The 13,334-nt window shown below is 61.4% G+C and carries 9 protein-coding genes and 1 pseudogene; 6 read left to right on the top strand and 4 right to left on the bottom strand.

Features of this window, described 5'->3' with window-relative positions; all coding sequences use genetic code 11:
* Positions 1-24: 24 nt before the first annotated feature.
* From aroQ to ACIO0C_RS17540, 4 genes and pseudogenes are all read right to left on the bottom strand, one after another.
* Complete coding sequence (aroQ, locus tag ACIO0C_RS17555; RefSeq protein WP_008058809.1) at positions 25-480, bottom strand: type II 3-dehydroquinate dehydratase; 456 nt, start codon at positions 478-480, stop codon at positions 25-27.
* 132 nt (positions 481-612) lie between these two features.
* The gene (locus ACIO0C_RS17550) at positions 613-2,355 is read right to left on the bottom strand and encodes a protein-disulfide reductase DsbD (protein ID WP_401314079.1); all 1,743 of its coding nucleotides are present in this window, start codon (positions 2,353-2,355) and stop codon (positions 613-615) included.
* A 98-nt stretch (positions 2,356-2,453) separates the two neighbouring features.
* Positions 2,454-2,969, bottom strand: a pseudogene (locus tag ACIO0C_RS17545) (methyl-accepting chemotaxis protein); the annotation flags it as partial.
* A gap of 1,536 nt (positions 2,970-4,505) precedes the next feature.
* Positions 4,506-6,122 (bottom strand): diguanylate cyclase, encoded by a 1,617-nt coding sequence (locus ACIO0C_RS17540; protein WP_401314077.1) that lies wholly within the window; start codon positions 6,120-6,122, stop codon positions 4,506-4,508.
* A 402-nt stretch (positions 6,123-6,524) separates the two neighbouring features.
* Between ACIO0C_RS17540 and ACIO0C_RS17535 the strand changes: the two genes are divergently transcribed.
* The 6 genes from ACIO0C_RS17535 to ACIO0C_RS17510 all read left to right on the top strand — a co-directional run bounded on the left by ACIO0C_RS17535 (position 6,525) and on the right by ACIO0C_RS17510 (position 13,323).
* Positions 6,525-7,592, top strand: a complete 1,068-nt coding sequence (locus ACIO0C_RS17535) for a DUF2333 family protein (protein WP_401314076.1) — start codon at positions 6,525-6,527, stop codon at positions 7,590-7,592.
* Positions 7,593-7,595: 3 nt separating this feature from the next.
* The gene (locus ACIO0C_RS17530; RefSeq protein WP_401314074.1) at positions 7,596-8,165 is read left to right on the top strand and encodes an NUDIX hydrolase; all 570 of its coding nucleotides are present in this window, start codon (positions 7,596-7,598) and stop codon (positions 8,163-8,165) included.
* 302 nt (positions 8,166-8,467) lie between these two features.
* Entirely contained in the window at positions 8,468-8,839 is a 372-nt protein-coding gene (locus tag ACIO0C_RS17525; protein ID WP_007914613.1) for a translation initiation factor Sui1, read from the top strand.
* Positions 8,840-9,058: 219 nt separating this feature from the next.
* Positions 9,059-10,972, top strand: coding sequence for an arginine decarboxylase (gene speA, locus ACIO0C_RS17520; RefSeq protein WP_008058799.1), 1,914 nt, complete (start codon positions 9,059-9,061; stop codon positions 10,970-10,972).
* 231 nt (positions 10,973-11,203) lie between these two features.
* A complete protein-coding gene (locus ACIO0C_RS17515) occupies positions 11,204-12,529 on the top strand; it encodes a contractile injection system protein, VgrG/Pvc8 family (RefSeq protein WP_401314072.1) in 1,326 nt (441 codons plus the stop codon).
* Positions 12,526-13,323 carry a DUF4123 domain-containing protein gene (locus ACIO0C_RS17510; protein WP_401314071.1) on the top strand — a complete coding sequence of 266 codons (798 nt, stop codon included), beginning with the start codon at positions 12,526-12,528 and terminating at the stop codon, positions 13,321-13,323. Before ACIO0C_RS17515 ends, ACIO0C_RS17510 begins: the two co-directional genes overlap by 4 nt.
* Positions 13,324-13,334: the final 11 nt, after the last annotated feature.

The raw sequence follows: 13,334 nt of genomic DNA, 5'->3' as shown, positions 1-13,334 counted from the left end.
GAATCATCAACTCCCAAGGGTCGGTCAGGGGCGTTTAGCTTGTTGTTCAAGCTGCTCTAGTGCGGCCTCCAGGGCCAGTCGATAACCGCTGGCGCCAAGGCCGCAGATCACTCCTACCGCTACGTCGGAGAAGTAAGAGTGATGGCGGAAAGGTTCGCGTTTGTGCACGTTAGACAAATGCACTTCGATGAATGGGATGCTCACCGCCAGCAGCGCGTCACGTAATGCGACACTTGTATGCGTAAAAGCTGCTGGGTTGATCAGAATGAAGTCCACGCCTTCGCTGCGGGCGGCATGGATACGGTCGATCAATTCGTACTCGGCATTGCTTTGCAGGTGCAACAAATGGTGGCCGGCTTCACGGGCGCGGCGTTCCAGGTCCTGGTTGATCTGCGCCAGCGTCGTAGCGCCGTAGGTGCCCGGTTCGCGGGTGCCAAGCAGGTTCAGGTTGGGTCCATGCAATACGAGTAGCGTTGCCATCGGCTGTTCCTTGGTTATCCGTGTGCATTTGTCAGAACCCGGCGACTATGCCGCAAAGCCTTTGTGACTGTCCAGTTCTCTGCAATAGCCAGCACGATGACCGATGTTTGCGCGAAATATATGACCGCCTGATTAAATCCGGTCATTAGCCTTGTCGACACGTTCGGCGAAGTCCCTGGCATTGATCTCGCCAATGACCCGCACATCGACGCGTTCGACGCCGTCCTTGCCGAAAAACATCAGGGCGGGAGGGCCGAACAGTTGGTAGCGGTCGAGCAGGGCACGTTGTTCGGCGTTGCTGGCGGTGATGTCGAAGCGGATCAGCCGATAGCCCTTGAGGCGTTCGACGACGTTGGCATCGTTGAGCACTTCATGTTCGATGACTTTGCAGCTGATGCACCAGTCGGCGTACCAGTCGAGCAGCAGCGGGGTGCCGGACGAGCGGGCTTCGGCGAGCACGCGGTCGAGGTCTGCCGGGGTGCTGACGGTTTGCCAGGCGCTGGGGTTTTGCACGGGCTCGTTGCCAACTACCATGGGCGGCTGGCTGACCGGGTTGAACGGATCGGTCTGGCCACTGAAGCCGCCGTACCAACAGGCCAGCGCATAAAACAGCAGGAATATCCCGAGCAATTGGCCCAGGCGTTTTCGCGGCGGTTTGTAGACGAACTCCAGTGCTCCCATGAACAACCCGACGCCAGCGGCCAGCAGGCCGATCAGCAGCAAAGTGATCTGGCCCGGCAGCACCCGGCTGAGCAAGGCGATCGCCAGGCCCAGCAACAACACGCCAATCGCGTTTTTCACGTAGATCAGCCACGGTCCGCTTTTCGGCAACCAGGCGGCTCCGCCGGTGGCCACCAGCAATAGCGGCGCACCCATGCCCAAGCCAAGCATGAACAGTTTCAGGGCGCCGCCCAGTGCATCGCCACTGGCGCTGATGTACAGCAGCGCACCGGCCAGCGGCGCCGAGACGCAGGGCGAAACCAACAGGCTGGAAACCACGCCCAATACCGCGGCGCCCCACAGCGAGCCGCCCTCGGTGCGCCCGGCAATGCGGTCCAGGCGACTGCTGATGGCGTGGGGTAATTTGAGTTCGAAGACGCCGAACATTGCCAGGGCAAACAGCGCAAAAAACATCGCGAACGGCACCAGCACCCAGGCCGATTGCAGGCGTGCCTGCAGATTGAGCTGGGCACCGAACAGGCCCATGAGCGCACCCAGCAATGCGAAACAGATGGCCATCGGCAGCACATAGGCCAACGACAGATTGAAACCACGCCAGCCGCCGACCTGGCCACGCAACACCACGCCGGAAAGGATCGGCAGCATGGGCAGCACGCACGGGGTGAAGGTCAGGCCCAGGCCTGCCAGGAAAAACAGCGCCAACTCGCGCCAGTTCCAGGCATGGGTTGTCGTCGGGCCGCTGCCGTCGATGCCCAGGCGCTCGGTTTCCGGTGGATAACACAGGCCTTTGTCGGCACAGCCCTGATAGGTTACCACCAGCGTGAAAGCGCGTTGATCGGTGCGCGGCAGTTCTACATCGAGTACGCCGTGGTAGACCTCGACATCGCCGAAGTACTCATCGTGCTTTTGTTCGCCCTTGGGCAGTTGTGCCGGGCCGAGGGTGACATCGGCCGGGTCGGCGCGGAACTGGAAGCGATGCCGGTAAAGGTAATAGCCCTCGGTGGCGACGAAGCGCAGCTTGATTGATTGCGGCGTGCTTTCTACCAGGCTCAACTTAAAGGCTTCACGCACCGGCAGGAAATCGGCGCTGTTGTTGATCGAGCCCAGGGTTGAACTGGGGCGACTCTCCAGCAACCCGCCGGCGGTGGCCGGCAGGGCGAGTACTAAAAGCAGCAGGCAAAGCAAACGGCGCATGACGATCTCGCGTATCGGAATTGGGGGGATGATAGCCGAGTGCGCGAGACAAGGTGATCGTTCCCACGCAGAGCGTGGGAACGATCAGGAGGGGGCGGTCAGACGCGGAAGGCTTGAACGGCAGTGTGCAGTCGCCCACCCAACACCAACAAATTCTCCCCTTGCTCACGCCCCTGGCCGATACGCAGCAAGTTATCCCCACCCAACTGGTGAATGCGCTCGCTGTGGTCGCGGATTTCACTGACTGCACCGCTCTGCTGGGCGGTGACATCGGCGATGCGTACCGCGGTGTCGGATATGGTCTGGATCGCCCCGACGATCTTATCCAGCGCCCCGTCCGCCGCCTGCGCCTGGTTGGCGGTGGCTTCGGCGTGTTCGACCTGGGCGCGCATGCCTTCGACCGATTGGCGCGCCGCGGTTTGCAGGCCGGCGATCAGGGTCTGGATGTCGGCCGTGGCCCCGGCGGTGCGTTGTGCCAGCGAGCGCACTTCTTCGGCCACTACGGCAAAGCCGCGGCCCATTTCCCCGGCCCGAGCCGCTTCGATGGCGGCGTTCAAGGCCAGCAGGTTCGTCTGGTCGGCAATCGAGCGGATCACCGTCAGTACGCCACCGATGGTCGCGGACTCTTCGGCAAGGTGCTCGATCATCTGCGCATTACCTTGCACTTCGCCCACCAGCGCATGCAGGCCGGTGAGGCTCAGGCCAATGACTCTCTGGCCATGTTCGACCGCCTGGCCGGCATGGCGGCTGGCATCGGCGGCCTGGCTGGCGTCGCCGGCGACTTGCTGGATGGTCGCTTCCAGTTCGCCGAGGGAATCGCGGATCATTGCCGTGTCGCCGGCTTGGTGTTCGGCGCCGCTGTGCAGGTCATTGCTCAGTTCGGCCAGGGTTCGACTGCTGCCGGCGACCTGTTCGGCATTGAGCCGAATGGTCCCCACCAGGTCCACCAGGTAGGCGCGCAAGCGATTGAGCGAGGCTTCGATATCATGCAGTTCGCGGTTGGTGTTGCCCAGTTGGATATCCCGGCTGAAATCGCCTTCCGCCCAGGTCGACAAGGCCGGCGCGAGGTTGGTCAGGGTCCGCGCCAGGCGTCGTTGCAGGGTGTCGATCAGCAGGGCGATCAACAGAATCAAGCCGATCATCAGCCCCTGCATCATTCGGACTTCACTCTGGATCTGCCCGTGCTGGGCGCGTACCACCGGCTCCAGCCCGGCGATGGCTTGTTGCACGGCGGCGATTTTCAGGTGCGTCGCGGCACTGAGTTCGGCGCGTTTCTGGATCTGCTCGCGGGTGCGCGAAAGTTCCGCCGGGTAGCGGCCGAGCAGGCTGTTGAGCTCACGCTTTAAACCGACGCCGGCATCTTCGGCGGCGGCTTTCTCGCTGTTCTCCAGGCCCATCATCGCGGCGAAATCATCCGTGTTCGATTCAGCGCTGGCCGTCACGCCCAATAACGGCAGGGCGTCCAGCTGTTCGGCCTGGCTGCGGATGTTGTTGATTTCGCGCTCGACATCGGCGGCCAGTTCGCTGCGGCCGCTGCTGACCAGTTTGTCCCGGGCCAGTGACAGCTTGCCCAGGTGCTGGGAGGCGGTGAGTAGCGGGGCCAGGTAGCTCGCGTTGCCACTGGCGTACTGGCTGAGTTGGTCAAGGCTGGCGCCCAGCTCTCGTTCGGCTTGCAGGAGCAGGGCCTGTGGGTCGCCCGCGAGCTTGCCGGCGGCCAGCAGATCGGTTTTGCTGAATTCATCCAGGTTGGTCAGGCTCGGGCGCAAGGTTTCAGCCAGGTCCGGTGGCAACTCGCCGAGCTCACCGTGCAGTGTGTCGATGGCCTGGCTGGCGCTGCTCAAGCGCAGCGCATCGCCGCTGGCGAGGTAATCCACAATATTGCGTGCCACGTCATTCTGGAATTGCTGGGATAAGCCCAGATAGCGCTCCATCAACAGATAGGGGCGTTCGAGGGCTTTTTGCGACCACCAGAGTGTGGCGCCAAGGGCCACGCACACGGCAACTAAAAGCAGGGTATTGAGATTGGTCAGCAGTTTCAGGCGCATCAAGGACTACCAACGGCAGAATGGTAAGTGCCTGAAGTTATTGCGTTTGTGTTACAGGGTTATGACCGTATCGGGCTCTTTCGATGAAAAAGTGGCACTCTGCTTTTATGCTCGGGCGGCCTGCACCCGGTTGCGTCCCGCGCCTTTGGCACGGTATAGCGCCTCATCCGCCTGGCTGGCCATCAACAGGCTGTCGGAGTGTTCGCTGAGGTCCACCACTCCGGCGCTGAACGTGCACCAGAGATCCTGGGGTTGCGCGGGATAATGAATCTCGGCAAAACGCTTGCGGATGTCGTCGAGCACTTTGACGGCCGCGTCGAGGTCGGTATCGGGCATGACAATGGCGAACTCTTCGCCACCGTAGCGGCCGATGAAGTCGGTCTTGCGCAAGCGCTGCTTGAGGAACAGCGCCAGGCTCTTGATCACCCGGTCGCCCATGGGGTGGCCGTGACTGTCGTTGACGCGCTTGAAGTGGTCGATGTCGAGCATCGCGAAGCTTAGCGGCTTGCCCTCGCGGCGAGCGCGAAAGCTGCAGTCTTCGAGCAATTGCAGGATGTGCGTGTGGTTGTACAGGCCGGTGAGGCTGTCGCGCACCATCCGTGCCTTGAGGTTGCGTGCCCGTGCCGCCCGGTTGCGCACGGTGGTGATCAGGTGCCGGGGCTTGATGGGTTTGGTCAGGAAGTCGTCACCGCCCTCGCTCATGGCGTCGAGTTGCTTGTCGAGGTCATCCTCGGCCGACAGGTAAATGATCGGCACGCTGACATAACGGTCGTTATGGCGGATCACCTTGGCCAGCTCCGTACCAGTGCAGGCCGGCATGTACATGTCGAGGATGATCAGGTCCGGTTGGAAGTCCGCCAGCTCGGCCATGGCCTGGATCGGCTCGAGCAAGGTCCGGGTAATGATCCCCGCGCTGTTGAGCAGGCGTTCGGTGTGCAAGGCCTGGGCGCGCGAATCGTCGATGATCAGCACTTTATAAGGCTCGTACTGGGCGACGCAGGTCAGCACTTCGATTTTTTCCAGCAGGCTTGATGCCTCAAGGGTGCCGGTCAGGAACTCCTGGCCACCGGCGCGCACGGCGGCGAGGCGGGTCGGGGTGTCGGTTTCATGCAGGCTGAAAAACAGCAGTGGCAAACGCTGGTCGAGACCTTCCTGGGCTTCGGCCGCCAGTTTCAGGCCGACGCCAGGGCCGCTGAAGTCAACGTCCATAACGATGGCTGAGGGCAGGCGCTCGACCATCGAGGCGCGGAATGCCGGCACGCTCTCCAGGGATTGGGCGCTGAGGCCGAAAAACTCCAGCTGTTTGGCCAGTCGCTCGGCACGGTCATGATCCTGCAGCATCACATAGACCGGTTTGCGCAAGGGCGGCAGGAACGTTTGGTCGAGCTGATCGCCATGGCGCAGGCCGGTGCGCGACAGGCGTTGCATCAATCGGTTGAGGTCGCTGATCAGGCCGCTGCTGAGGCGTCCGCGATTGGCGTCGACAGCCTCCAGGGACTGGCCGATGAGACGCGCCAGTTGCGTGTGTTCGGGTTGTTCGAAGCGTTCGGCGAAACGCAACAGGCGAAGGTTGGCCTCGCTCAGTTCCGCCAGTTCCTGGGTCGACCATTCATTGCGTTGCAGGCGTTGCCATAGCTCAAGAATCTGACGTGCTTGATGAATTACCCGCTGGGCAAAGTGATGCTTGAGGCGCTCGCGGCTGGGGTCTTCTGGCTCGGTCATATCCTGACTACTGGTTAGGGGGTACGCTGAGGTCGACTGGTGGCTCTATGCTAGCATCTCTTTTCCGTTACATGAGTGTCGTACGTTAATAATCTGCGACACCCACCCATTCAGTTTCTGACTAAACAGTCGCCAATTGCCCGCCAGTTCTTGCGCAGGTCCAGCAATCCTTGGGCTTGGCCGGCATCGAGTGCAATCCTCAGGCTGCTGGCGCCCAGTACCCGGGGCAGCGGTGGCATTGCCAGAAGCCGGACAGGTTTTCGTTCTCGGTGGTCTAGGGGATTCCCTTAGGGGTAATGGGATAAATTTCGCTGTAAAGCCAACGGCGGGTGCCGGGCAAAGGCACGTTGTTGTATGGTTGTGGTCGAATCGATGAACGCAAGTAATTGAAAGGATATCGCCATGCTGGACTGGAAGAACCGCGCCGGTAGCGCGCCTGAACGTGCCGCTGAACCGAAGTCGGCAACCCGCAGTTATCTGGGCGGCCTGTTTTTCAGCCGGGCGCTGGCCACGTTGATTGGCATCTACCTGCTGGTGACGATTGCTCTGGGTTGGTACTGGAGCGCGGAACCTGACCTGTTTCCGGTGCAGCAGAATGCGCAGTTGGCCGCCGAACGGGACGGCAAGCAGATGGTGGTCGGCTACACCACGGTGGAAACCCTCAAGAGTGTCGCCGGTACCCTGTTGAACAAGCCGGGCGGCTACATTTCCAACGACCGCCTGCCGCCAGGCCTGTGGATGGACAACATGCCGAGCTGGGAATATGGCGTGTTGGTGCAGGTGCGCGATCTGAGCCGTGCGTTGCGTAAAGACTTCGCCCGCTCGCAGTCGCAGTCCACCGAAGACGCCGACCTGGCAAAGGCCGAGCCGCGCTTCAACTTCGACAATAAAAGCTGGGTGCTGCCATCCAGTGAGTCCGAGTTCCAGGAGGGCATCAACTCCCTGACCCGCTATCAGACTCGCCTGTCCGATCCGAACCAGAAGAGCGCGCTGTTCTTTGCCCGTGCCGATAACCTGAACAACTGGCTGGGTGATGTCGGTACCCGTCTGGGTTCGCTGTCGCAACGCCTGTCGGCCAGCGTTGGCCGGGTCAAACTCAACACGGCGCTGAAAACCGAAGTGGTGGCCCCTGGGCAGGTGCCGCAGGTCGATGAAGAGATCGTCGAAACCCCATGGCTGCAGATCGACAACGTGTTCTACGAAGCCCGCGGCCAGGCCTGGGCGTTGTCGCATTTGCTGCGCGCCATCGAGGTGGACTTCGCCGATGTGCTGGCCAAGAAGAACGCCACGGTCAGCGTGCGCCAGATCATTCGTGAACTGGAAGCATCGCAGGAAGCGGTCTGGAGCCCGATGATCCTCAATGGCAGCGGTTTCGGCGTGCTGGCCAACCACTCGCTGGTGATGGCCAACTACATCTCCCGGGCCAACGCCGCGGTGATCGATTTGCGTCAATTGCTGAATCAGGGTTGAGCCATGGCCGATAGCTCTATCGATAACCTGCGCGAGGCCGCCCATCGGGCGGCCTCGGATGCCGAACAGATCGCCTGGGTCGACGAGCAGGACAATCTGCTCGGCGCCTTGGTCCGGTCCGACTTGCGCGAGCGCGGGTTGATCGGGCGCGGTACCTACATCATGTTGTTCAACTCCGCCGGTGAGCTTTGCGTACACCGGCGCACTCTGAGCAAGGCGATCTATCCGGGTTATTGGGACGTGGCGGCGGGCGGGATGGTGCTCGCCAGCGAAACCTATGCCGAGTCGGCCGCCCGGGAGCTGGAAGAGGAACTGGGGGTGAGCGGGGTGGAATTGGCCGTTCACGACCATTTTTTCTTCGAGGACACCGGCAATCGCCTCTGGTGTTCGGCGTTTTCGGCGGTGTGGGACGGCCCGCTGATCCTGCAGCCGGAAGAGGTGCTGGAAGCGCGCTTCATGCCCATCGGGCAAGTGCTGCGGGATATCGAGCAAAAGCCTTACTGCCCGGACTCTTTGGCGGCATTGAAACGCTATCTGAAGTCTCGCGGGCAAGACGTCGCAATACAGCTATAAATTGGCGCCGATTGGCTCTTAGCAATCGGCGTTTTTGCCGTTACACTGCGCGACCTTTTCAAACTGTAACGGCATTGCTTTCTGTTGTAGGAGCGAGCTTGCTCGCGAAAAACGCAAGAACGACACGGACTGACTGATGCCCCGCGTCATCGTTGACGTCCATCGCGAGCAAGTTCGCTCCTACAGTGAAATGAAGGTTTTACCGTTTCAGTAGCGCTGCCCCTGCCTGAGTGGGGCTTCGCGGTCGATGGCACCTGCCCAGGTTGCCGCGACCAGTCTTTGTCCTCCCAAGAGGATTGCCGGTGGCCAAAAAAGCCGCATCCTTCGCCGCCCTTGGTGGCCTGGTATTTTCCACCGACGCAGGTCGTCATTGCCCGGAATGCAGTAAACCGGTTGACGCCTGCATCTGCAAACAGACCGTTATCCCGGCCGGCGACGGCATTGCGCGCGTGCGTCGTGAAAGCAAGGGCCGTGGCGGCAAGACGGTGACCACCATCACCGGCGTGCCCTTGGCCGAAGACGCACTCAAGGAGCTGGCCACAACGTTGAAAAAACGCTGTGGTACCGGTGGGGCGTTGAAAGACGGGATCATTGAAATCCAGGGCGATCATGTCGAGCTACTCTTGGCTGAGCTGATCAAGCACGGTTTCAAGGCGAAGAAGTCCGGCGGCTAGCAGCCTCTGTGAAAACCACCCGCGGCTTGATCCAGACCTGCCTGAGTACAGGCCTGGCGTCGTCACCATGGTTTTCACAGAGCCTGTTCATGACCGGTTTCTAAACTCACTGCGGTCGGCGAGGTCTATCCCTTCGTTGACGAACCGTCATTTTCATTCTTTAGACTGCGCCGGCCTGAATCCAGGCGACGCACTATGACTTCTTTATAGGGGACTTCAATGTCCGTACGACGCACACGCAAAGACGATGGCAGCCAATGGACAGTTGCGGACAGCCGCAGTGTTTACGGGATTCGCCATTGGGGGGCCGGGTACTTCGCGATCAATGACGCCGGTCGCGTCGAAGTTCGTCCCAACGGCCCGAGCAGCTCACCCATCGATCTGTTCGAGCAAGTCGAACAGCTGCGCGAAAGCGGCTTGTCCTTGCCGCTGCTGGTACGTTTCCCGGACATCCTGCAAGACCGCGTGCGTCAGCTGACCGGTGCGTTCGACGCCAACATCGAGCGCCTGGAATACCAGAGCAAGTACACCGCGCTGTACCCGATCAAGGTGAACCAGCAAGAAGCGGTGATCGAGAACATCATCGCTACCCAGAACGTCTCCATCGGCCTGGAAGCCGGCTCCAAGCCAGAGCTTCTGGCGGTGCTGGCGCTGGCGCCGAAGGGCGGCACCATCGTCTGCAACGGCTACAAGGACCGCGAGTTCATCCGCCTGGCGCTGATGGGCCAGAAGCTTGGCCACAACGTGTTCATCGTGATCGAGAAAGAATCCGAAGTCGGCCTGGTGATCGAAGAAGCCGCCTCGCTCAAGGTCAAGCCACAGGTTGGCCTGCGCGTGCGCCTGTCGTCCCTGGCGTCGAGCAAGTGGGCCGACACCGGTGGCGAGAAATCCAAGTTCGGCCTGTCGGCGGCGCAATTGCTGTCGGTAGTCGAGCGCTTCCGCGCCGCGGGCCTGGACCAAGGCATCCGCCTGTTGCACTTCCACATGGGTTCGCAGATCGCCAACCTGGCGGACTACCAGCACGGCTTCAAGGAAGCGATCCGTTACTACGGCGAATTGCGCAACCTCGGCCTGCCGGTCGATCACATCGACGTCGGCGGTGGCCTGGGCGTGGACTACGACGGTACGCACTCGCGTAACGCCAGTTCGATCAACTACGACATGGACGATTACGCCGGTGTCGTGGTCGGGATGCTCAAGGAATTCTGCGACGCGCAGAGCCTGCCGCACCCGAACATTTTCTCCGAGAGCGGCCGCTCCCTGACCGCCCACCACGCCATGCTGGTGATCCAGGTGACCGACGTCGAGAAACACAACGACGACGTGCCACAGATCGAGAACAAGGAAGCGCTGCCGGAAACCGTGCAGTGGCTGGTGGATCTGCTGGGCCCGACCGACATCGAGATGGTCACCGAAACCTACTGGCGCGCCACGCACTACATGAGCGATGTTGCCGCCCAGTACGCCGATGGCAAGCTGACCCTGGCGGAAAAAGCCCTGGCCGAGCAATGCTACTTCGCCGTATGCCGTCGCCTGCACAACTCCTTGAAGGCACGTCAGCGTTCCCATCGCCAGGTGCTGGACGAGCTCAACGACAAGCTGGCCGACAAGTACATCTGCAACTTCTCGGTGTTCCAGAGCCTGCCGGACACCTGGGCCATCGACCAGGTACTGCCGATCATCCCGCTGCACCGCCTGGACGAAGAGCCTCTGCGTCGCGCGGTACTGCAGGACCTGACCTGCGATTCCGACGGCAAGATCAACCAGTACGTCGACGAGCAGAGCATCGAAACCAGCCTGCCGGTGCACGCTCTGAACGAAGGCGAGGACTACCTGCTGGGCGTGTTCCTGGTCGGCGCCTACCAGGAAATCCTCGGCGACATGCACAACCTGTTCGGTGACACCGACTCGGTGAACATCTACCAGAACGCCGACGGCAGCGTGTACCACGCCGGTATCGAGACCCACGACACCATCGAAGACATGCTGCGCTACGTGCACCTGTCGCCGGAAGAACTGATGACTCACTACCGCGACAAGTGCGCCAGTGCTCGTATCAGTGCCAGCGAGCGCACCCAATTCCTCGATGCCCTGCGTCTGGGCCTGACCCGTTCCTCTTACCTGTCTTCCTGAGGTAAGCACTGCGCTCATCGGGTTGTCTGAAAGTTTACCGTTTGCTGCGGAAATTTCAGATGACCCGGTAGGGCAATTCTCTTTCTTTCAGCGAAAAAGACCGCGACTTGGCCGTCCAAGGGATTTCGTCCTCTTTTCGCGTAGGTCTTTTCCTAAGTTGTATTTCGCCTCTCTACTCGGCCATGTCTCTCGGCGAGAATCCCCGGCTGTCCCTCCTGTAGAGAAACGCCCATGGTCGATCCAGTCAACGAGCCGTCATTTCGCCTGGACGTAGCAGGTCTGTCCAATGCCTTCGAGGTTCTGTCTTTTGCCGGTAGAGAATCCATCAGCGAGCCGTTCGTGTTCGACGTGGACCTGCTGATCGAAGACCCGGCGCTCGACCTCGCCAGCTTGCTGTATCGTTCGGCCTCCTTGCTGTTCGGGCCGGCGGGAAATGCCATACATGGACAGTTGCATGAACTGGTCCAGCGCGATCACAGCCTGGGGATCAGGCTCTGTCAGGTTCAGCTGGGGCCGAAACTCGCCTGTCTGGCCCAGCGCTTCAGTCAGCGCATTTTCAGCAGCCGTTCAGTGCCGCAAATACTGGATCAGGTGCTCAGGGAGCACGGCATTGTCGATCAGGATCGGCGCTTTGAACTGGCCGGCGATTACCCGCCCCGTGATTTCTGCACGCAGTACCGGGAATCGGACCTGCAGTTTCTGCAGCGGCTGTGCGCCCAGGAGCGGCTTCACTATTACTTCGAACACCGGGTTGATGGGCATTGCGTGGTGTTTGGCGAGGGGCCGGGGAATTTTCAGGTCGCTGAAGCGGCGGTCTTCCGTGCGGCGGGTGGGCAAGCGGCAGTGCGTCGTTTTGAGGTCATGCGCTGCACCGATGGCGCAGCGCGGCGCGTGGAGTGTGGTACTGACCTGGCAACGCTGCGCAGCGGCCAGCTCATGTCGTTGTCCGGGCACCCGGTTGCCGAATGGAATCAGCCGTGGCTGGTGACCCATGTCGAGCACCATGGCGCACAGGCGGCGAGTCAGACCTATGGCAATACGGTGCGGGCGGAGCACTGGGTATTGCCGCTTGAAAAGCCTCATGTGGCGGTGAAGCCAAGGATGCACAGCCTGCAACGGGCATGGGTGGTCGATGTCGATGAGCCGCAACCTGATCCATCCAGGCCAGTGGCGGTGCAGTTTGACTGGGTTTATCAGGGGGAGGGCGCGGTATCCAGCCACTGCTGGTTGCCATTGGCTGCGCCACTGAACGTTGCGGGCAGCCGATTGGCTGAAGGTACGGAGGTGGTGGTGAGCTTCACCGAAGGTGATCCGGACCGACCGTTGATCACCGGGTTTCTGCACGGCCCCGCCAGTGTCGAAGCAGGCGAAGAACCCAATCGCGCCACCACGGATCTCGAAGATTGCCCGCTGGACGGTTTGCAACAGTGGCTGTGTTCGGGCGAGCCCCTGATGCTGCTGTGCCTGCTGCCCGGTGGCGGCAGTTTCAATCATTGCGCCCAGGCGCTCTGCATCTGCCGCACGGCCACGCGCCTTGGCCAGAGCGGTGCGGCATGAGCGCGCTACAGGCACCCGATACGAACCCGCAATGGTTGTTGCTGGACGTGCCGGGCGCACCGCAGGCAGGTGTAACTGTGCAAGACACGTTTGCCCATGCCCGTCGGTTCTGGCTGTTCGAAGACACCGAGTGGCAGGCATTGCAGGAGCAGGGGCCGCTACTCATTGATCTGCGGACTTGCCCGGCCCTGGCCGATCTGTACCGCGTCGACGGGCAACGCTGGCGCGGGTTGCTGATGTTCAGCGAGGCGTCGGCGTCGACATTGCTGGCGCATCTGCGGCGCATGCTCAGCGTCTCGTTCAACCTGCATCACCGTGCCTTGTTGAGTTACTACAACCCGAACACCGCCAGTTATTTTTTTGATGCCTGCGATGCCGAGGAGCTCAGTCGCTGGTTGGGGCCTATCAGCCAGTTACGCTGGTTCGGCGGCACCTGGGCGGACCGCGCGCTCGGCTGTCAGGGCTGGCAGCAGTTGCTCAACCCGGGGCTTGCCGTGCGCCCCCTGGCGGTCGAGGAGGATCTCACCCCACGGCAGCGGGAAAAACTGCAGACCTGTCTGCTGGAGCACCACGTCTGGCGCTGGAATCGATCCACAGGAGCTGATTTCACGCGCCTGTGGGACCATCTGGAAGAGGGCCTGGCATTGGGTTTCAGCGAACGCCCGGTGCTTGATGGCTGGATGTGGCTGCGCTTGCAATACCCCGACGCCTGGCTGGTGCAGCCATTGTCGGGTGCTACCCAGCACGAGCGCCTCGAAAGCCTGCGCAAGCTATGGCAGAACGACTCACCCTGATCTGGCGCTGT

The sequence above is a fragment of the Pseudomonas sp. NPDC087336 genome (assembly GCF_044744285.1).
In the GTDB taxonomy this organism is placed as follows: domain Bacteria; phylum Pseudomonadota; class Gammaproteobacteria; order Pseudomonadales; family Pseudomonadaceae; genus Aquipseudomonas.
The sequence above is the reverse complement of the archived record's forward strand: the minus strand, read 5'-3'. Positions and strand labels throughout refer to the sequence as shown.